At 53.9% G+C, this 19,019-nt stretch carries 17 protein-coding genes; 7 read left to right on the top strand and 10 right to left on the bottom strand.

The genetic code is table 11. From position 1 onward, the window contains the following. Positions 1-146: 146 nt before the first annotated feature. Complete coding sequence (locus tag VB780_RS00220) at positions 147-587, bottom strand: MerR family transcriptional regulator (RefSeq protein ID WP_323349122.1); 441 nt, start codon at positions 585-587, stop codon at positions 147-149. A gap of 179 nt (positions 588-766) precedes the next feature. Between VB780_RS00220 and VB780_RS00215 the strand changes: the two genes are divergently transcribed. Further along, positions 767-907: a hypothetical protein gene (locus VB780_RS00215; protein ID WP_323349121.1), complete on the top strand. Its 141-nt coding sequence runs from the start codon at positions 767-769 to the stop codon at positions 905-907. A gap of 178 nt (positions 908-1,085) precedes the next feature. Here VB780_RS00215 and VB780_RS00210 read toward each other — a convergent pair whose 3' ends face one another. Then, complete coding sequence (locus VB780_RS00210) at positions 1,086-2,240, bottom strand: ZIP family metal transporter (protein ID WP_323349120.1); 1,155 nt, start codon at positions 2,238-2,240, stop codon at positions 1,086-1,088. Next, on the bottom strand, positions 2,237-3,295 hold the full coding sequence (locus VB780_RS00205; protein WP_323349119.1) for a multicopper oxidase domain-containing protein: 1,059 nt from the start codon (positions 3,293-3,295) through the stop codon (positions 2,237-2,239). The genes VB780_RS00210 and VB780_RS00205 overlap by 4 nt, the downstream gene beginning before the upstream one ends. 267 nt (positions 3,296-3,562) lie before the next feature. Between VB780_RS00205 and VB780_RS00200 the strand changes: the two genes are divergently transcribed. The 6 genes from VB780_RS00200 to VB780_RS00175 all read left to right on the top strand — a co-directional run bounded on the left by VB780_RS00200 (position 3,563) and on the right by VB780_RS00175 (position 11,679). Further along, positions 3,563-4,231, top strand: a complete 669-nt coding sequence (locus VB780_RS00200) for a DUF305 domain-containing protein (RefSeq protein ID WP_323349118.1) — start codon at positions 3,563-3,565, stop codon at positions 4,229-4,231. A 248-nt stretch (positions 4,232-4,479) separates the two neighbouring features. Then, the gene (locus VB780_RS00195; RefSeq protein ID WP_323349117.1) at positions 4,480-6,126 is read left to right on the top strand and encodes an efflux RND transporter periplasmic adaptor subunit; all 1,647 of its coding nucleotides are present in this window, start codon (positions 4,480-4,482) and stop codon (positions 6,124-6,126) included. A 122-nt stretch (positions 6,127-6,248) separates the two neighbouring features. Beyond that, entirely contained in the window at positions 6,249-9,386 is a 3,138-nt protein-coding gene (locus VB780_RS00190) for an efflux RND transporter permease subunit (protein ID WP_323349116.1), read from the top strand. Positions 9,387-9,473: 87 nt separating this feature from the next. Further along, complete coding sequence (locus VB780_RS00185) at positions 9,474-9,947, top strand: hypothetical protein (RefSeq protein WP_323349115.1); 474 nt, start codon at positions 9,474-9,476, stop codon at positions 9,945-9,947. 617 nt (positions 9,948-10,564) lie between these two features. After that, on the top strand, positions 10,565-10,900 hold the full coding sequence (locus tag VB780_RS00180; RefSeq protein WP_323349114.1) for a four-helix bundle copper-binding protein: 336 nt from the start codon (positions 10,565-10,567) through the stop codon (positions 10,898-10,900). A gap of 200 nt (positions 10,901-11,100) precedes the next feature. Then, a complete protein-coding gene (locus VB780_RS00175) occupies positions 11,101-11,679 on the top strand; it encodes a DUF305 domain-containing protein (RefSeq protein ID WP_323349113.1) in 579 nt (192 codons plus the stop codon). A gap of 77 nt (positions 11,680-11,756) precedes the next feature. Here the strand turns inward: VB780_RS00175 and VB780_RS00170 are convergent, their stop codons facing one another. From VB780_RS00170 to VB780_RS00140, 7 genes are all read right to left on the bottom strand, one after another. Continuing rightward, positions 11,757-12,422 carry a methyltransferase family protein gene (locus VB780_RS00170; RefSeq protein ID WP_323349112.1) on the bottom strand — a complete coding sequence of 222 codons (666 nt, stop codon included), beginning with the start codon at positions 12,420-12,422 and terminating at the stop codon, positions 11,757-11,759. Further along, positions 12,419-12,655 (bottom strand): DUF2933 domain-containing protein, encoded by a 237-nt coding sequence (locus tag VB780_RS00165; RefSeq protein WP_323349111.1) that lies wholly within the window; start codon positions 12,653-12,655, stop codon positions 12,419-12,421. The genes VB780_RS00170 and VB780_RS00165 overlap by 4 nt, the downstream gene beginning before the upstream one ends. A gap of 56 nt (positions 12,656-12,711) precedes the next feature. Next, positions 12,712-12,942, bottom strand: a complete 231-nt coding sequence (locus tag VB780_RS00160) for a heavy-metal-associated domain-containing protein (RefSeq protein WP_323349110.1) — start codon at positions 12,940-12,942, stop codon at positions 12,712-12,714. A 27-nt stretch (positions 12,943-12,969) separates the two neighbouring features. After that, entirely contained in the window at positions 12,970-14,997 is a 2,028-nt protein-coding gene (locus VB780_RS00155; RefSeq protein WP_323349109.1) for a heavy metal translocating P-type ATPase, read from the bottom strand. 317 nt (positions 14,998-15,314) lie between these two features. Further along, positions 15,315-16,703, bottom strand: a complete 1,389-nt coding sequence (rppB, locus tag VB780_RS00150; RefSeq protein WP_323349108.1) for a two-component system sensor histidine kinase RppB — start codon at positions 16,701-16,703, stop codon at positions 15,315-15,317. Next, the gene (rppA, locus tag VB780_RS00145; RefSeq protein ID WP_323349107.1) at positions 16,672-17,364 is read right to left on the bottom strand and encodes a two-component system response regulator RppA; all 693 of its coding nucleotides are present in this window, start codon (positions 17,362-17,364) and stop codon (positions 16,672-16,674) included. Before rppA ends, rppB begins: the two co-directional genes overlap by 32 nt. A gap of 157 nt (positions 17,365-17,521) precedes the next feature. Continuing rightward, positions 17,522-18,859 (bottom strand): MFS transporter, encoded by a 1,338-nt coding sequence (locus VB780_RS00140; RefSeq protein WP_323349106.1) that lies wholly within the window; start codon positions 18,857-18,859, stop codon positions 17,522-17,524. Positions 18,860-19,019 lie beyond the last annotated feature (160 nt).

Raw genomic sequence — 19,019 nt, 5'->3', positions numbered from 1 at the left:
ACATTTGCTGAATTTCCCAAAAGAAAGACAGCAAAAACGAAAATATAACTATGTTGAGCTCAGGCGAATTTAGCCAATTCAAGAGACTATAGCGGTTCATGGTGTTAGCCGCATTTAGAATAAATCAGACCTGATTTGACGGTTTCTCAAACAGCCTCTAGACGATTCAGAGTTAGACTCACTTCTTCAATAAGACTGCAAACCTTAACATCGGATGGATTGTCTAGGGGGCGGGCGGTCCAGCTATTGCGGTAGGTTTCGAGCATGGTTTTACGGGCGGTAGCCTGCTGAATTTCCTGCTCCAGGGTCGCAATTTTGCAGTCGATTAGCGTTTTAACCAGGGTGCAGACCGGCTCCCCCTGCTTGCGCACATCAAACACCTGCTGAATTTCTGCCAGGGAAAACTGCAATGTCTGAGCTTGCTTAATGAATTGCAAACGGGTAACAGCTTCGTCGTCGTAATAGCGATAGCCATTCTCAGCCTTGCTCACTGGCTCAAGCAGGTGCAGCGATTCATAGTAGCGGATGGTGGCTACCGTCACGTGGGCCTGTTTGGCCAGCTCGCCTATTTTGAGGAGTTTCTTCATGGTCTGGGCAGGCCAGCCTTCTAAAAAAGAACAATTGGGGATGCGCGACCATCGTCGCTAGAACTAGCTTAGGGCAGATTTGGGGGGTTGACTCTCAAGCCAACCTCAGGGTTTACCTTGTGAAAGGTCTTGTCTAGAGGCCGTTGTATTCACCATCCATATCAAAGAGGTCAATTCTGATGCTCAAAATTCCCCAGATCAAGAAGCTCTCCTTAGCGGCTGTTTCTGCCCTTGTTCTGACCGCTGCCGTGGCTGGCGTTGCCGCTGCCGCTCCCTGCCTGTTCCCCACCCCCGATTGCCCCCCCTCTAACTGCGACTAAGCTCAAGACGACAAGGCTGTTTTAGAGACCAGATAGCCTCTCAAGCAGCCCGCAGGGCCTAAGCTAAAAGCGTCTTTCAAGCTTAGGCGGTACGAGCGACATCTGTACCAGCAACCTAGCCCACACCAGGTTTAACGCGCTTGTAGCGCTCAAACAAGGTAATGGCTAGGTTGTCTGGCTAAAATTTCACCAGCAGCGCGGTGCTGTACATCACGAGTAGCCCGGTTGTAAAGCCAGCTAAACTCAGCCCCGCCAAGCCGGAGAGCCTTGACTGGTGCAGTTGCCGCTGTAGATAGGTGCTGAGTTCTACAATCACCTGCAAAATCGACCCTGCACCGATGCCCAAGAACAAAGCCGCCCAGTGGGGAGAAAAAGCAAAAGCCCCCACCCACAACCCCACCACAGCAGGGAGTCCAGCCAGGGCGGCTAGCGCTACACAGGTCTTCCAGCGCAGTTTTTGCTTGAGCAGCGGTGCAACAATGCCCAGCCCTTCGGTCAGGTTGTGGAGGGTAAAGCCAATCACCAGAAATGAGCCTAAGGCAATTTCCCCCAGGGCAAAAGCGGTGCCGATCGCCAATCCTTCGCCCAGATTGTGTAGGCCAATACCCAAAGCCATATAGGTAGAGAGGGCAGGGCCTTCGGGCGGTTTACCCTGGCGTCGGCCCACGGCAAATAGGGCCAGACACGCTACTGTGGCTGCAAACCAAACCAGGGCCTGGCCTTGAAACGCGATCGCCGCCTTGCCAGCTAGCTCCAGCCCTTCCTGCAAGGTGTCTACCAGCAAAAAGGCCAGCATGCCCAACGTCAGCGTTAGAACAAAGGTCAGTCCCCGCTGGCCCAACACTTTCAAGTAGGGGTAGCACAACATGCCTAACCCCACCGGCACCAGCCCCACATAGAGCCCCAGCCAGCCGTAGCCCAGCAGCGTTGCCAAAGACAGAGCGGGTGTCGGTAGAGCAACGTCAATGGGGTGGGCAACGATAACACCCGTGTTGGTCAGGAACTGAACGTGATGCGCTTCGCCCTCTACCCAGGGGTATGGAATTTGCACTGTTGTCGTTGCCAGCCGCCGAATCGGGCCAGGGGGCTGCTGGGTAAATGCCCAATAGGCACCATCCACCTGAACCTGGGCAATGGTCATAGGTTCTGACCCCTCCGCCCGCACCTTGAGGGTGATGCCTTGATCATTTAGTACGGTACGCTCCACAATCAGAGACTCCAGCGGCGGTGCATTTAAGTTGAGCAACCGAGCCGGGCTCAGGGTCAGCAGCAGGGCTGCCAGCCCTGCCAACAAGAGAGGCGGCAACACCCAGCGCCAGGGCAAAGCCTTCATGCCACCACCTCGAAGGCACTCATCCAGCCCAGCTCGGCAAATTCGGCCTGATGGGCGTGGAACATGTACACCCCTGGCTCAAAGTCAGCAAAGGAGCATTCGATGATTCCTCGCTGCCCCTGACACAACATCACCGTATCGACGGTGCGTGAAGTCGGCGTCAACGTCGTCCCATGGTCGTAGTAGTCGAAGAAATTGGCGTGCAGGTGGAAGGAGTTGATCGGGTCAAACTCGGTCACGTTAATCAAGTAAATTCGTACCGGGCGATCGCGCTCAATGCGAATCGGCTGCTTCATGTAGGCATGAGGAATGGAGTTAACGGCGTAGACTTCGTTCTCCTCGTCAAAGTTGGTGTCAAAAGCGTTCATCACCATCAGTAACTCCTGCCAGCGCTGGTTTTCTGAGGAGCCCAGCAGGCGCGATTGGGCAACCTCTACCTGGTCGGGGTGCCGCTGTGGGTCAGGATCAACAATGAACGCTCCGTAGAGCCCTTTGTGGAGATGGCGCTTAAACGGCACAGAATGACAGTGGTAGAGGTGGCAGCCAAAAGGCTTGGCATCAAACTCGTAGGTCACCGTTTGCCCCGGCGCAGCCTCCATCACCCCTGGAATGCCATCCTGCCTGGCTCCGTGAATACCGTGGAAGTGCAGAGTGTGTAGGTGAGTGCCCTGATTGGTAAAGCGAATGCGAATGCGATCGCCCTCCGTGACCCGAATCGTTGGCCCCGGCACCTGTCCGTTGTACGTCCAGGCGGGGTAAAACACCCCCGGAGCAACCTCAATCTCTCGCTCGATCGCGGTGATGTCGTATTCTCGCAGCCGCTGACCGTTGGGCAATTGCGATACCTCGCCCCCATCCCACTGGGTTAACAACGCGTGGGGGTCAAAGCCATTCTTGATGTGGTCAACCTCCCCCAGCGTGGTCATGCCTTGATGGGGTGGGGCCAGAGCATGATCTTGAGCTAAGACGGTTGGGGCAAATCGCTGACCCAGCCAGGTGCCAGCACCTAAAAGCCCAGCACCAAGGAGCGATCGCCGCTGTACATGCCAATCCATTGCTTTTCATAATTATTTCATAATTAAAAGCATAGCGGATTATAGTGCTTTTTCATAATTATTTCATAATTCGAGAATTTCAACAGCCAGACCTAAGTGTGTAGCCCCATATAGTGCTAGATAGAGATCGCGATCCAGTACCTTGCTATTTCATCCGAATTTCATTTTTGGCTGGCATACTAAAGCCAGTGGTTGTTCGTAGTGAGTGCTTCAGCGCTTTTGAAGACAAGCAACTGCCCTTGTTATGGAAAAGAGGTTCGACATCCAATGACCCTGAGAAGAAAATTAGCTTCCTGGATAGTAGTAGGTGGCCTGATGTCGTTGCCTATAGTCGTCAGCGCATGCGGCACATCATCCTCAACCCCTAAAGAGTCAGACTCTACTGCTATGCCTATGGGAAATGAACCCATGGCCGACCATTCCATGATGATGATGGATCTTGGCCCTAGCGACGCTGAGTTTGATTTGCGCTTTATCGACGGCATGATTTTGCATCACCAAGGTGCAGTCGTTATGGCAGAGTCAGCCCTGCAAAATTCCCAGCGGGATGAAATAAAGCAGCTTGCTGAGGCGATTATTGCCGCTCAGCAGGTCGAAATTGACCGCATGATGCAGTGGCGACAAGCGTGGTATCCAGATGCTGGCGAACAGCCCGTTATGTATGACGCAGCAATGGGGCATTCAATGGCCATGACGGCTAACATGCAAGCTGGCATGATGATGAGTGGCGACTTGGGTGCTGCCGATGATGAGTTCGACTTACGCTTTATAAATGGCATGGTTCCTCATCATAAGGGTGCCCTAGACATGGCTCAAGATGCTCTAGATAAAAGTAGTCGTCCAGAGATTCAACAACTTTCCCAAGATATTCTATCGACTCAGCAGGTAGAAATCGACCAAATGGAACAGTGGCGACAAGAGTGGTATGGTCAGTAATTTTATTGACAAATAGAATTATTGACAAATGGAACCTGGCAGGCCTCAGAAACAATCTGGGGCTTTTTCCTATTGGATATTTCCTGAATCATGGTCGAACGATAGATCGAGGTAATCATAAATTAAGCCGCTCTTATTGCCGTGACTCATTGCCGAATTTCATCCTGATTTCATTTTTCTGTGAGATGTTTGGTGGCTGACGGCATTTTTCTCCGAAAACTGTAATTGAGTGGTTCAAGGGCACGCCTATGACAGCTATCTCCGATCGCATGTGGGTCGCGGCCAGGGGGCGATCGCTCCCCCGGCTGGCTTTGCTGATACTCCTGCTGGCCCCGGCTGGCGAGGTCTTGGCCCATGCTGGCCATGGAGATGAGTTTCAGGGGGGTGAAGCCGGGGCGCATCCAACAGGCGTTGAGGTTGATGCAGAGGTTGCTGACCGCATTGGTCTGATTGTCGAGCCGGTCAAACGCCAGGTTTTGGCGTTTGGGGTGAAGGCGACGGGGCAAATTGAAGCATCGCCGGGGCGACGGGTATCGGTGACCAACCCAGTCGGCGGTACGGTAACCAAGCTGCTGGTGGAGCCAGGGCAGCGAGTAGAAGCGGGCCAGGCTCTAGCGGTCATCACCAGCGGAGAGCTGGCTGAGTTGAGGGTGACCGCCCTGGAAAACTCGGCTGAGCGGCAGGGAGAGGTGCAGCAGGCCCAGGCCGATTTACAGCTGGCGCGGCAGACCTACGCACAACAGCAGCAGATTGCCTCAAGTGCTATTGAAGGAGCCCAAACCGATCTACGGGTGGCTCAAGAGCAGTACGATCGCGACTCAGAACTAGCCGTGCAAGGCGCGATCGCCCGTCGGGAGCTGTTGGCCTCAGAGGCTGGGTTGGCAGACGCTAGGCAAGCGTTGACCGAGGCAGAGAGTCGGCTAGAGGTGTTGAATGCCCGTACCGAGGTGGCGCGATCGCAGACCGCCTTGAATGTGGCTCAATCTCGCGCTCAGTTGAGTACAGAGACCTACCAAACCCGGTTGCAGCAGCTTGGGGCCACGGCTAACCCAGACGGCACCATCACCATCAAAGCGCCCATTGCAGGCACCATTGCCGACCGCGACGTGACCCTGGGGCAATCATCAGAAGATGCGGGTGCGGTGCTGATGACCATCGTGGATAATCGCACGGTATTGGCTACCGCCAACATTTTTGAAAAAGACCTCTCCCAAGTATCCCCTGGGCAACGGGTGCGGATCACCGTGGCCAGCCTACCCGATCAAATCTTTGAAGGGCAAATTACCACGGTGGGTTCGGTGGTCGATGGTGAAACTCGGGTTGTGCCCGTACAAGCTGAGCTAGACAACGCCCAGGGCACCCTCAAGCCAGGTATGTTTGCGTCCCTAGAGGTGCTCACCGAGAGCACTGCCGAGGCGGTGATGGCTATTCCCCAGACGGCGTTGGTAGAAGCCAACGGCCAAACCTTGGTGTTTGTGCGTAATGGCAACGCCTTTGAACCGGTTGAGGTCACCCTGGGAAGAACAGCAGGCGATCAAGTCGAAGTGCTTAGCGGCCTGTTTGAGGGCGATGAAGTCGTCACCCAGCGGGCTAACCAACTCTATGCCCAGTCGTTGCGGGGCGGAGGTGCTGAACCAGAAGAAGAAACCGCAGCCCCCGCTGAGGCGGTTGCAGCCACAGGCATTCCCTGGTGGGCAATGGGACTCGGCAGTGGTGCGATCGCCATGACCACCTTTGCTGCCGGAATTTGGTGGGCCAGGCGACAGCGTCCGACCTATGCCCTAGCGATCGGCGACGAGGCGGTTTCGCCTTCAGCACAAGGGCATCCTCGCTACGGCACTGGGCCAACCCTGGCTGCGCCCCTGGTCGAAGAGGGAGAGCCCTCGCACAAATAGCCTTGGTTATGTTTGGGAAGCGTCTTTCTGGATAGTGGGCATTGCCCACGTTACGGCGCTGTCTACAGTCTAGACACCTGCCATGCTGGCTGAAATCACTCTCCGAACTTTGAACAACAGCGATGCTAGATAATATTTTGAAGTGGTCGATCGCCCAGCGGTGGCTCGTGGTCATCGGGGCGATCGTGGTGACGTTTTTGGGTATTTACAACCTCACCCAAATGCCTTTGGACGTGTTTCCAGATTTTGCGCCCCCCCAGGTTGAAATTCAAACCGAAGCGCCGGGGTTGGCTCCCGAAGAGGTAGAAGCGCTGATTACCCTGCCCATCGAGAGTGCCGTCAATGGCACCCCAGGGGTCGAAACCGTGCGGTCATCCTCGGCGGTTAGTATTTCGGTCGTTAAGGTGATTTTTCGCTGGGGTACTGATGTCTATCAGGCCCGGCAGCTGGTCACCGAGCGGCTCCAGCAGGTGCAAGAAAAGCTGCCCGAGGGGGTTGGCATTCCCCAGATTTCGCCGATTTCGTCACCGATTGGCACAATTTTGATGTACGCCTTTACGGCGGAAACCACGCCTCTGATGGAGGTGAGGCGGTTGGTAGACCGCGATGTCACCAACCGCCTGTTGGCGGTGCCAGGTATTTCTCAGGTGATTGCCTACGGTGGCGACGTGCGGCAGTATCAGGTGCTGGTAGATCCAGACCGACTGGTAGCGTTTAATGTGTCGCTGCAAGAGGTGGCCGAGGCAACCGAGGCCGCTAACGTCAATGCCGCAGGTGGGTTTCTCAACACCCCCGACCAAGAGCTGATCATTCGCGGTGTAGGGCGGCTAGACTCGATTGAGCAACTGCAAGAATCAGTGGTATCCGCCCGAGAGGGCCGCCCGGTAAAGCTGCAAGATGTCGCTGATGTTCAGATTGGGGCAGCCCTCCAGCGGGGTGACGGTAGCGTGGGGGGCCAGCGAGCGGTAGTGGTGGTAGTCAACAAGCAGCCCCTCAACGACACTCCTACGGTGACCCGAGCCGTGGAAGCTGCCATGGAGGAGCTAAAAGCGGCTCTACCCGAGGATGTCGTCGTCACCGAAACCTTTCGGCAAGAAAACTTTATTGAGGCGTCGGTCGAAAACGTTCTGGGTTCCCTGCGAGATGGCATCATCATCGTCTCAGTTATTATCCTGCTGTTTTTGATGAACTGGCGCACGGCAGTGATTACGCTAAGCGCCATTCCGCTCTCGATTTTGGTGGGCATGATAATTCTCAATGCCTTTGGCCAGGGCATTAACACCATGACCCTAGGCGGGTTAGCGGTGGCGATTGGCTCAGTGGTCGATGACTCGATTGTGGATATGGAGAACGCCTATCGCGGGCTGCGCAAAAACCAGCTGGCGGGCAGCCCAGAACATCCCTTTAAGGTGGTCTATGACACCTCTGTAGAGGTGCGGGTGAGCGTTATTTTTTCCACTGTAATTATTGCGGTGGTGTTTGCCCCCATCTTTAGTTTGACGGGGGTAGAGGGTCGGATTTTTGCCCCCATGGGGGTGGCTTACCTGGTGTCGATTGTGGCCTCTACTCTGGTGGCCATGACGCTCTCCCCAGCACTGTGCGCTATCTTGCTAGCTCGCCGCCCGCTGCCCAGCGATGAGACCTGGGTTACCAGGACATCTCAACGGCTGTATCAACCGGCTTTGCGATTTGTAATGGCCCGCGCCAAGCTGGTGCTGGCCATTGCCGTGGCGTCGTTGGTGGCGTCGATGGTGGTGTTTTCGAGTCTGGGGCGGGTGTTTTTGCCAGAATTTCAGGAGCCCTCTCTGGTGAATGCGATGCTGCTGTATCCAGGGTCGTCCTTGGCGGCCACCAATGAAGCCGGGCTGGCGATGCAAGAGGCGCTGAAAGACGACCCCCGCTTTGCGACGGTGCAAATGAGGACGGGGCGCGCACCGGGGGATTCCGATGCTGGCGGGGTCAATTTGGGTCACGTAGATATAGAGCTGAGCCAGGAGGGGCTTCGCGATCGCGAAGCCTCTATTGAAACCATTCGAGAGGAGTTTGCCCGCATTCCTGGCATTGCCCCTAGCGTGGGCGGGTTTATTACCCACCGCATGGATGAGGTGCTGTCGGGGGTGAGAAGCGCGATCGCGGTTAAAATCTTTGGCCCCGACCTCGACCAGTTGCGTATTATCGGCAGCGATGTCGAAGCCGCGATTCGCGATATCGATGGCCTGGTGGATTTGCAGCTGGAGCCCCAGGTGCCTATTCGCCAGGTGCAGATTCAGTTTGATCGGCCTGCTGCGGCCCGCTACGGCCTTACCGTGGGGCAAATTGCCAGCGTTGTCGAAACGGCACTTAACGGGCGAGTGGTGTCTCAAGTGCTAGAGCAGCAGCAGCTGTTTGACCTGCTGGTTTGGCTCAAAGATGACGCTCGCAATAATTTGGAGGCGATCGGCAACCTGCTGATTGATACCCCGGTGGGCCAAAAAATTCCTCTGGCCCAGGTGGCCCGCATTGACTACGGCACTGGGCCAAACACCATCAACCGCGAAAATGTCTCGCGCCTGATTGTGGTGTCGGCCAACGTGGCCGGGCGCGATCTGGGCTCCGTGGTTGATGCCATTCAAGACCGGGTGAGGGAAGCGGTGTCACTGCCCTCGGGTTACTACATTCAGTACGGCGGGCAGTTTGAGTCAGAGCAGCGGGCCAGCCGCAACCTGCTGGTGTTTGGCGGACTGGCGATCGTCGTCATCTCTGTACTGATGTATTTTGCGGTTAAGTCGGTGCTGGGGATGGTGATGATTATGGTCAACCTACCCCTTGCCCTGGTGGGGGGCATTGCCTCTATTGCCCTCGGGGGTGGCGTGGTGTCGGTGGCGTCGCTAGTCGGGTTTATCACCCTCTTCGGGGTCGCCACCCGCAATGGCTTACTGCTGGTCGATAACTACAACGCCAAGCTGGCCCAGGGGATGCCGCTGCGCGAGGTGATCGTCGAAGGCTCCTCAGAGCGTCTGGTGGCTATTTTAATGACAGCCCTCACCTCGGCTCTGGGCATGGTACCCCTGGTACTTGGCAGTGGGGCAGGCAAAGAAATCTTGCAGCCCCTGGCTGTGGTCGTTTTGGGCGGGCTATTCACCTCAACGGCACTGACGCTGCTGGTGCTGCCAGCGCTCTACTCTCTGTTTGGCAAACGCTTGATGCCCAAGCCAACGACGCCGACAGATTATGTCGATGAGAGGGAACCATCAATCGCCGCTAAGGTGCCGATGGCTTAAATTGCCCAATTTTTCCAATTGACCACCGTAGGGTGGTCAATGCCCAATCAGCCTGCTTTAGCCGTTTTCCTTTCGGAGGTTCATTCCATGTATTCCCAACTTGCTCAAGCTCTGTTAATTACTGGCGTGCTAGCGCTATCCGCCTGCGGTAGCTCTGAAACTGCAACTACCCCTGACACCCCTGCTGAAACTCCCGTAGCCGAAAGTCCCGCTGCCCAGACAGAAACTGCCGCCGCCTCCAGCGCCGCTAGTAAGGGTGGGCAAGTGGTCGAAAGTGGCCCATACCATTTAGAACTGGTGCCCGCACCCGAAGCCGATGGTATTCACCTCGACTTGTACCTGCAAACGGGCGACACCCATGAAGCCATTGCCGATGCTACGGCGATCGCCCAGGTGCAGCTGCCCGATGGCACCCAGCAAGAAATTCCGATGGAGTACGATGCCGAGGGTGCGCACTTCTTTGCGTTTTTACCCAGCCAGGCGGCGGGGGATTACAAGACTGTGATTCAGACCGATATCAAGGGCGAAAAGGTCAACGCCCGTTTTAACTTCTCGAAGTAGGCATCATCTAAGTCTAGGGCTTGCTGAATAAGTCAAGATCCTTAAAACATGGCCATTTCAGGCAATAAACTCCAAGATAAGTGCAAGGTCATTTAACGAGTTTTCGACGTTTCAGCCGATTTAACCTTGCACTTACCTATCGACAAAACCTGAAAATTCAACGTGTCTCCGTTGGTTCAGCCCTAGAATTGCGTGATTTGTTTTTTCAGCAAGCCCTAAGTCTAGACGCTGAGTTTTACTCCGCATTGAAGGAAGCAAGCTATGCCCTCATGCCAAGGGGCTAGGAGAACTCCGAGTTTTAAGCTAGACAAGGTCTCTTCGCCCGGTCACCTATGGCCGGGCTAATTTTGTTTAAGCGGGGCTGAGACAGATGTTGTAAACAATACTTATTGTTTCCCATGGCTATATTGTTACTGAACTATGCAACGTCGATGAAATGTAAACATTCAGAAAAATAAGTAACTGTCTGATTTCATTATCATCAATTAATGAAATCAAAATGAAATTACTCTATTCAATCAGGCAGAAGTTGATCCTCTTACTCTGGAGAGGTGCAGGTAAACATCCTTTCAACTAGATTTTTATTATGGCTAATCAAAGATCAAGGGAGAATGCTCATGCTTCTCAATCACGAAAAATATCAGTCTAGCTTCGATCAGGCCATGGCCTGTGCTGTGGAATGTGAGCACTGTGCAGAGGCCTGTATAGGCAAGCCTGAGATGGTGAAGTGTGCTCGCATGTGTCTGGACACGGGGGAAAGCTGCCGTAGCTTAGCAACGCTGATGGTGCGAGGGTCTTACTTTATCGCGCCGATGGCCAACGCCTGCGCTGAAATTTGCGAAGCCTGCGCCAGCGAATGCGAAAAGCACGATATGGATCACTGTAAAAAGTGCGCTGAGTCTTGCCGCACTGCGGCACAAGCCTATCGCAAGATTGCTAGCGTAGCCGCGTAAGTTGAAGTTGGCTAACCCTTCAATTCAATTCAATTCAATTCAATTCAATTCAACTTAGCCCGCTGAGGTCATAGCATCCCATGGAAATAGATCACGTGATGCTGGCTAGCTTTTAGATAGAGCTTTTCGGTTTAGGAAAGCTCTGTAGAAAGCTTCTTCACTTTTTCACTTCTACATACCTCTACACAAACAGCAAGATCATGACTACTAATAAAGAAATCACCAAAGACCACGCAGATGCTGGCCATAATCAGGAAATATCAGGTAGTTATCTCCGGTTCCTGGCAATGATTGGAACATCAATCGTTGTGATGTTCTTCCTAATGTATCTGCATTCCTATCAAATTCTCGACCATGCTTGGTTTAGTGAAACGCGGGTCTTCATGGCGCTGATCATGGGGGCTGCGATGATGGTGATTATGCTGTCTTACATGCTGCACATGTACAAGAGTCGCAGTGCTAATATTGCCATCTATGTAAGTGCCATTGTGCTATTTGGGGCTTCGCTATGGCTGGTGCGCAGCCAAGTTACGGTGAGTGACGTCGATTATATGGAAGGTATGATTCCTCACCACTCAATTGCCATCTTGACCAGCGAGCGAGCCCAGATCCAAGATCTGCGGGTGCGCGAACTGGCCGATGGCATCATCGAGGCCCAGCGCCGAGAGATCAACGAGATGGAGTGGCTAATTTCTGACATTCGAGACAACGGTTTGGTTACTGCACAAGCTGAGTTAGAAGCAAGACCGTTGCCAGACTTCACAGCAGCTCCCGAATAGAACGATTAAGCCCATTGAACCAGATAGCCATGTCTTACGATCCATTTTGTTGCCTTCCATAATGGTTACTCCTGTAATTACACATGTGGGAAGTCTTCACCTTGCCTGTCAGCGGCACCAAAATGTGGGAAAAAGGCAGGTACCCTGGCCGCATACTGGGCATATTCCTCGCCAAATTCCGTCAAGGCTTCACGCTCTTCTTGATGGGCTAAACGGACATACATCCAGACTAAAAAGGGAAACATCGGCAGCGTCAGAATAGTGGGCCATTGCAGCAAGAATCCAAACATGATCAAGACAAATGCACCATATTGAGGATGTCGTACCCTTGAGTAGGGGCCGGTGATCGCGAGCTGATGGTTTTGCTGCGCCCCATAGAGTACTCTCCAAGCAGAAGATAACAGGATGAACCCACTCAAAACTACTAAATTGCTAAGCAGGTGAATAGGGTTAAAGTGAGGGTTGCCTCCGAGTCCTAAAATTGTCCACCAGAGATGTCCGGCATCGTGGGATAGAGGGTCTAAGCTAGGATAGCGGCTCTGTAGCCAGCCTGAAAGCAGATAGACGGTGACAGGAATGCCATACATTTCGGTGAAAAGCGCGACGATGAAGGCAGAAAATACCCCAAACGATCGCCAATCACGAGCACTCTTTGGCTTCGTAAAGCTAAACGCAAAAATGATGAACACTAGAGAATTAATAATCACCAACGACCAAAGACCATAGGCAGGAGTGTTACTCATTTCTCATCTCCTTGAGGCGAATTGTGGCGGCTATGCCCGTGATGTCCTCCTGAGCCACCGTGCATAAAGACATGCATTAAGGGGCAGGCCAATAGAAACAGCCACGGCAACACAGGAATAATGTGAGCGAGATGCTCGGTGAATAGAAAGAATGCGGCAATTCCTAGAAATGCTAGCAGCGCAATGCCGGAGGGAGATCGCCACCAAAAACTTGTCGAAGAGTCGTTGATCATAGGTTTATTATTGCCTCACTTAATTTGATTTTCAGTCGTTCGGCATATTGATCGACTCAAGCGACAGAAGAATTCTCTACAATCTGGGTGCTATATCCAACCCCTGCCAGAGCCCTCTGCATAGTTTCTATGCTCACCAATTGAGGATCGTAAACAACCGTAGCCTGACTTTTGGAAAACTCGACTGTGCATTTTTCAATGCCAGGAATTTTTTCGGCTGCCCTCTCAATAATTTCGCCACATCCACTGCACATCATTCCTTCTATTTTGAGCGTGCTCATCTGCATAATGATTTACCTTAGTAAACAATGCATTTATAGTTTGACTCGGCGCAGCAACATCGCATTGATAGACACTACGACAGTTGAAACGCTCATGAAAATTGCCCCTACGGCTGGGGTTAGTAGAATGCCGAAAGGATAAGCGACTCCAGCTGCAAGCGGAATGCCAACTACGTTGTAGCCGGTTGCCCAAAACAAGTTTTGGATCATCTTGCCGTAAGTTGCTTTGGCCAGTTTTAAAGCATAGGTTGCATCGATTGGATCGCTCTTGATTAAGACCAGATCGGCAGATTCAATCGCAACGTTGGTGCCAGCCCCAATGGCGAGAGCTAAGTTGGCTTCAAGCATGGCTGGTGCATCATTGATGCCATCGCCGACAAACGCAACGGGCTTTTCTGATTTCAGTTTGCGGATGAGAGATGCCTTATCTTGCGGTAAGACTCGGGCATAGTAGCGATCAATGCCCAACTCATCGGCCACTGATTTAGCGACGGCTTCAGCATCGCCCGTGATCATGACGACCTCCAATCCCATGGACTGTAGCTGCTCGATCGCCCGGCGAGATTGAGCACGGACTTTATCGGCCAGCCCAAACAGTGCCAGGAGTTGCGTGTCGTCCATCAGCGCGATCGCGCTTTCTCCACGCTGCTCAATGGTCACTAGCCCGGCCTGTAGCGAGTCTGCCACCGATAGCGCCAGTTCTTCGGCCCACTCAGGTCGCCCAACCCGATAGCGACGTCCGTTTACTGTACCCTCGACCCCTTTGCCAGCCACAGCTCGAAAGTCCGTGCTACCAGGCAACTTGGTTTGCCTGGCTTCTGCTTCCCGCACAATGGCTGCTCCTAGCGGATGCTCTGAAAAGGTTTCTAGTGAGGCTGCGATCGCCAGCGCATTTGGTTCATCCACAGCGTCTGTGAAAATATGGCGAACCCCAAATTTACCCTCGGTTAAGGTACCCGTTTTATCGAAGGCGATTACCTGAATCTGACGTGCCCGTTCAAACGCTTCACGGTTCCGCACTAAGATGCCATGCTTTGCCGATAGGGACGTGGCATTGACAATTACTAGGGGAATGGCCAAGCCTAAGGCATGGGGACAGGTGATAACGAGTACGGTTACGGCCCGATTAATCGCAAAGGTCAATGATGGGCCTACCGACAGCCAAACCACAAAGGTCAGTACGCCGACTCCGATCGCAGTCAAGGTCAGCCAATAGGCCAGTTGATCCGCTAGAGCCTGATATCGGCTTCGCGATGACTGTGCCTCTTCTACCAGACGCATGATTTGGCTCAGCGTCGTCTGCTCGCCTGTCCGAATGATTTTTAAGGTGAGTGCTCCTTCGCCATTGACAGAGCCACCTACGGCTTCGTCTCCGACCTGTTTGATGACAGGACGAGACTCACCAGTCAAAAATGCTTCGTTAACGCTAGAGGCTCCTTCAACCACCTCGCCATCAATCGGGATTTGTTCGCCGGGTCTGACGAGAATGGTATCGCTAGGCTGCAAATTCTCGACAGAAACCTCCTCGATCTTGCCTGCCCTAAACCGATGGGCTGTTGCTGGTACCAGATTCGCTAGGTGCTCTAGGGCGCGGCTAGCCCCTTGCACCGAGGCCATTTCTATCCAATGGCCTAACAACATGATGGTGACCAAGGTGGCTAACTCCCAGTAGAATGGCTCACCCTCTAGCCCAAAAGAAACAGCCAGACTGTAGACAAATGCAACTGTAATCGCTAAGGCAACCAGGGTCATCATCCCGATTTTGCCCTGTAGCTCAATCCAGGCACCCCTTAAAAATACCCAGCCGCCATAGCCATAGATCACCACACTTAAAAGAGGACTCACTAACTCAGATCCAGGAAACTGAATGGCCTGATAGCCAAACCACTGTTGAAAAGAAGGCGAAAAATACAGAACTGGTAGGGTCAGCACCAGGCAGACAAAAAACCGTCTGCGGAAAATCTCAGGGCTATGACCAGCATGCTTATCATGGACAGAAGAAGAGCCGTGGCCTACATGGCCATGATGTGTTTTAGAGTGATGCGTATGATCGTGGGCCATTTTGTGTCTCTCTATACTCGATTGTGCGATACGCCATCGATTAGAAGTGCCTAGGCCTTTTTCCTTATTGAATAGAAAGATGGAATTCCTTTACAAAGCTCAGCCCAGCTCAGAAATGAAGCTTTGTCTGTAGGAAAACCACAGATCTCGATCTGAACTTGGTATAGCTATAGCCTGACGAATGAATATGAAACCAGGATGAAAAGTATTACTTCTTTAGATCCTGGCGATGCCTAACATCCCTCTGACTCAATAGCCAGAGAAGGCTAACTTGAGAGCGCAGAAAAATCACCACAATAATGCGGTCGAGGCCTAACCTAGCGAAGCTGGCCTAGGGGCATGCCCGCACTGGTGAGGGGAAGCTTAATGGTAAAGGTGCTGCCCTTTGAGACGGCGCTCTTAACGTGAATGCTGCCCCCATGAGCCTGGGCGATCGCCAGCGCGATCGACAGACCCAGCCCCGCTCCGCCGCTCTGGCGCGATCGATCTTTTTCAATGCGGTAAAAGCGATCAAAAATTCGAGGCTGATCGTCGGGGTGAATGCCCACCCCCGTATTTTCTACGGCAATCAGGGCGTGCTTATCCACGGCTCTGAGGCGGATGGTGACTTTGCCGTTGGCAGGAGTGTGCTGTAGGGCATTGCTGACCACATTCAGCACCAGGCGGTAAAGCTGCTCTTCGTGACCAATCACTGTCAGAGGCGGGGCCGCAGGCTGATCGAGCCAGAGGTAAATGCCCTTAGCGATCGATAGCGCCGCCATTTCCTCCTCAATATCGCTCAGCACGTCTTGCAGGCAGCAGGCCAAGCCGGGCATTGAGGTTTGAATATCGAGCCGGGAGAGCAGCAGCAGGTCGCTGACTAAGCGGGTGAGGCGATGGTTTTGGCGGGCAATCACCTGGAGGGTATCGCGGGCCTCGGCATCTGAGATTTCTGGCAGCCGAATCACTGACTCGGTGGTGGCCTGAACCGCAGAGAGGGGGGTTCTCAACTCGTGAGCGGCATCGGCAGTGAATTGTTGGATGTTGCGGTATGACATTTGCACTGGTTCTAGGGCTACCCCCGCCAGCCACCACCCAGCGACCGCAGTGAGCGCCAGAACAATCGGTAGACCTAACGCCATATTCCAACGAACCGTGGCAAGGTAGGCGGCAAAGTCATTGAGCGAACGACCTACCACCACACGACCCACCAGTTGCTGATCATCAAGGGCATACAGAGGCAGAATAATCTGGCGGTAGGGCTGCCCCGACCCATCGCGCAGGCTTTGCCAAAGGGAAGCCCCATCGGGGCTGGGCAGTCCTAGGGGATAGTCGCCAGCGGTCGCAACTAATGTTCCATCAGTGCCTAGCACCCGGATATAGTAATTGCCGGAGTACAGGTCATCGGGGTGATAGTGGTTCTGGCTGTGCTCAAAGGGGGCCAGGCAGGGATCTCCGGTGAGGCAAAGGCTTGGCAGCAGATCAGAGGAACCGCTCTCGATCTGACCTTTGGCCGTGAGCGATTTCTCTAGGTTGTCGTGAACGGCTTCGGCGACTGATTTTAGCTCGCGATCGGCGGCTACCCGATGGGCATGGGCGATCGCCTCATACATGCCCAGGGCGCTGATTGCCAGCACGACGGCCATCACCCCCGTATACCAGCCAGTGAGCTGCCAGCGGCTGCGGCGAAACAGTCTATTCAGCTTTAAACCGGTATCCCATGCCATAGACGGTTTCAATCATGTGGTCATAGCCATGCTGCCCCAGCTTACGGCGCAGCAGCCGCACCTGGGCCGCTACCACGTTGCTGATCGGTTCGGAGCCAAATTCCCACAGCTGGTTGAGCACCTGCTCTTGGGTGAGAATCTGGTCAGGGTGCTCCATTAAATATTGCAGGAGCTGAAATTCTTTTTGGGTCAGATCGATTGCCTGCTCAGCGGCGGTGTCGCTGGGCAGCAGGGCAATTCTGCGATCGCAGTCTAGCGTTAGCGGCCCAACTTGAATTTGGGCTGGCTTGAAGTCGGCAGGGCGTCGTCTCAAAGCCCGCAATCGGGCCAGCAGCTCATCCATGCTAAAGGGTTTGATAAGGTAGTCGTCGGCTCCGGCATCGAGCCCCGCAATGCGATCTTCAATGCGATCGTTGGCAGTCAGCATAAGAATCGGGAGAGCATTCTGCCGCGCCCGTAACCAGCGACAGATCTCCAGTCCCGTTAGTCCTGGCAACATCCAGTCAAGTACTCCCAGCACGTAAGTGACAGTGCTGCTCTCCAGGTAGGTCAGCGCTTCATCCCCAGACTGTACCCAGTCCACTACGTAGGCTTCTTGGGTCAGCGTGCGCTTAATCGCTCGCCCCAAGTCGGGCTCATCTTCAACCAGCAAAATTCGCATGGACAGTTGCTCAGGCTACCGGAAAAGAGGGTGACAGCCAGTGATCATTCTCTTCAACCTAAGACCTTAGCATCTGACCATGAAACCAAAATGAAATTGAAACTTGAAGGAACCCGTTGACCTGGCAGGCTATTTAGCCGATCACGCAAAGGTTTGACTAGAGGGTGTGATGGAAGTGAAGATGACTATGAGCGTTTCTAACTATTTGATTGCGCCTGTGGCGATGCTGATGCGCTTCATCGTGGGTGTGGTTATGGTCATGCCACAGCCCACTGGTCACCTTGGGCTGCGCTGCGGGGCGAAAAACGAGCTGAGCAATGCCCCAAACCGCCACCCCCACTAGGCTGCTACCCAGAAAAGTAGCCGTAGAAAAATGGCTCCCCATCCATCCAGTCAGGGGATAGGAGAACGCCCACCACAGATGGCTCCAGGCAAAGTGAGCACCGTAGACTCGGCCTTGAATGTCAACATCAACCCGATCGGCAATTAAGGTTTGGGTCGGCACATTGACGAGGGTTTGCCCCACGCCTGCGACGGCCCACAACAGTAATAGCCCGCTCAGGCTAGCCCAGTTTGCGGGCAAGAGAGCCAGGGTAATCAGAGCCGCCCCCAGGCCAGTGAGTACCGTCTGTTTCTGTCCAGGGTTGACGGTGCCTAGGCTAATTGACGCAAGGGTTGCCCCCAGCCCAAAGGCGGCCATGACCCAGCCGTATTCCAGCTTGCCCAGTTGAAGGGTACCCTGAACATACCCAACGGTGTTGACCAGGATGGCGGCCCCAGCGATCGCCGCCACCAACTGCATGGCCAAGGCATATCTGATCGGTGGATCGCTGAGTAAGCAGGTGGTGCCCATGCGAATATCCTGTAGCGTTCTGCGGACTGTTCTAGGCTCCTGCTGGCGTTGGGCAACCATCAGCTGCCCTGGCAGAGTAATGACCAAAATAGCAGCAATCAAAAAGGTGATGCCATCCAGAAAAAACACCTGCCGGATGCCCACAAAAGCGGCAATGCTACCGGCTAAACCGGGGCCGAGCACACCCAATAGCTGATAGGTGGCACTGGAAAGAGCGATCGCAGTGGGGTACTCCTCTTGGGTGGCGATCAAGGGAATGGTGGCGGTATAGGTGGGCGTAAAAAAGGCAGAGAACAGGTTTAGGGCCAACACGATCGCGTAAATGTGCCAGATCTGGGTGACAAAGGGCAGCAGACAAACAATCACCATCCGCGCTAAATGGGTGATAACCATGATGCGCTTGCGGTCAACGCGATCGGCGATCGCCCCCGCCAGCGGTGAGAGCACGACGTAGGCCGCAACTCGTAGGGTGAGCGCCCCTGACAAAATTAGCCCGGCGTTTTCACCCGCTAGTTCAAAGGCGAGTAGTGCCAGCCCTAACCAGGTCAGGGCATCGCCAACCAGGTTAATAGTTTGGGCTGTGTAGAGGCGGGCAAAGGTAGGGTTTCTAAGACATTGGAACAGCCGAGGAGCTTGAATCATGAGGTTTACAGGGCTTGACAAGGCAGGCGATGACCTTTGAGCTACCACTCTAATGCATCCCCCTGGGGGGCATATTGAGGAAAGGTTGATTGGGTTAAAAAAGGCGCGGTTTGCGGCTCAGAAAGCTAAGCAGATCGCGCCTCGAACAGAGTTCTAACCA

Origin of the sequence: Leptolyngbya sp. CCNP1308 (genome assembly GCF_034932455.1) — a bacterium.
GTDB lineage: Bacteria > Cyanobacteriota > Cyanobacteriia > Phormidesmidales > Phormidesmidaceae > Nodosilinea.
The sequence above is the reverse complement of the archived record's forward strand: the minus strand, read 5'-3'. Positions and strand labels throughout refer to the sequence as shown.

Excerpts from the sequence above, each read along its gene's own strand:
- VB780_RS00165 (WP_323349111.1), bottom strand. The coding sequence starts at position 12,655 with ATGATCAACGACTCTTCGACAAGTTTTTGGTGGCGATCTCCCTCCGGC.
- VB780_RS00220 (WP_323349122.1), bottom strand. The coding sequence starts at position 587 with ATGAAGAAACTCCTCAAAATAGGCGAGCTGGCCAAACAGGCCCACGTG.
- VB780_RS00205 (WP_323349119.1), bottom strand. The coding sequence starts at position 3,295 with ATGGATTGGCATGTACAGCGGCGATCGCTCCTTGGTGCTGGGCTTTTA.
- VB780_RS00200 (WP_323349118.1), top strand. The coding sequence starts at position 3,563 with ATGACCCTGAGAAGAAAATTAGCTTCCTGGATAGTAGTAGGTGGCCTG.
- rppA (WP_323349107.1), bottom strand. The coding sequence starts at position 17,364 with ATGCGAATTTTGCTGGTTGAAGATGAGCCCGACTTGGGGCGAGCGATT.
- VB780_RS00155 (WP_323349109.1), bottom strand. The coding sequence starts at position 14,997 with ATGGCCCACGATCATACGCATCACTCTAAAACACATCATGGCCATGTA.
- VB780_RS00160 (WP_323349110.1), bottom strand. The coding sequence starts at position 12,942 with ATGCAGATGAGCACGCTCAAAATAGAAGGAATGATGTGCAGTGGATGT.
- VB780_RS00140 (WP_323349106.1), bottom strand. The coding sequence starts at position 18,859 with ATGATTCAAGCTCCTCGGCTGTTCCAATGTCTTAGAAACCCTACCTTT.
- VB780_RS00195 (WP_323349117.1), top strand. The coding sequence starts at position 4,480 with ATGACAGCTATCTCCGATCGCATGTGGGTCGCGGCCAGGGGGCGATCG.
- VB780_RS00210 (WP_323349120.1), bottom strand. The coding sequence starts at position 2,240 with ATGAAGGCTTTGCCCTGGCGCTGGGTGTTGCCGCCTCTCTTGTTGGCA.
- VB780_RS00175 (WP_323349113.1), top strand. The coding sequence starts at position 11,101 with ATGACTACTAATAAAGAAATCACCAAAGACCACGCAGATGCTGGCCAT.
- VB780_RS00215 (WP_323349121.1), top strand. The coding sequence starts at position 767 with ATGCTCAAAATTCCCCAGATCAAGAAGCTCTCCTTAGCGGCTGTTTCT.
- VB780_RS00185 (WP_323349115.1), top strand. The coding sequence starts at position 9,474 with ATGTATTCCCAACTTGCTCAAGCTCTGTTAATTACTGGCGTGCTAGCG.
- VB780_RS00190 (WP_323349116.1), top strand. The coding sequence starts at position 6,249 with ATGCTAGATAATATTTTGAAGTGGTCGATCGCCCAGCGGTGGCTCGTG.
- VB780_RS00180 (WP_323349114.1), top strand. The coding sequence starts at position 10,565 with ATGCTTCTCAATCACGAAAAATATCAGTCTAGCTTCGATCAGGCCATG.
- rppB (WP_323349108.1), bottom strand. The coding sequence starts at position 16,703 with ATGGCATGGGATACCGGTTTAAAGCTGAATAGACTGTTTCGCCGCAGC.
- VB780_RS00170 (WP_323349112.1), bottom strand. The coding sequence starts at position 12,422 with ATGAGTAACACTCCTGCCTATGGTCTTTGGTCGTTGGTGATTATTAAT.